Origin of the sequence: Caulobacter sp. 602-1 (assembly GCF_003931565.1) — a bacterium.
Lineage (GTDB): Bacteria > Pseudomonadota > Alphaproteobacteria > Caulobacterales > Caulobacteraceae > Caulobacter.
Window position 1 is genome coordinate 1 of sequence record NZ_RRYI01000188.1, and the last position, 278, is coordinate 278.

The window sequence follows — 278 nt, forward strand, 5'->3', positions numbered from 1 at the left end:
GGCCGAATACGAGGACCGCGAGGAGCTGTGGCGCGACCTGAACTGGACGCCCGAGGCCGAGCGCTCGACCATCTCACTGACCCGCCTGCACGCCACCATCCAGAACGCGCCCGGCGTGCTGGGCCTGGTCTGCACGATCATCGGCGAGGCCGGCGGCAACATCGTCAATTTGCGGATGCACCATTGGCAGAGCGACTTCTTCGACACCGACATCGATGTCGAGGTCCGCGACGCCAAGCACCTGACCAACATCCAGGCCGCGCTGCGGGCGTGTCCTT

Annotated in this window: 1 protein-coding gene; it reads left to right on the forward strand. The window is 66.2% G+C overall.

From position 1 onward, the window contains the following. Window positions 1-278: ACT domain-containing protein (locus EIK80_RS25810; RefSeq protein ID WP_148099156.1), on the forward strand; the 278-nt coding region annotated here is incomplete at both ends.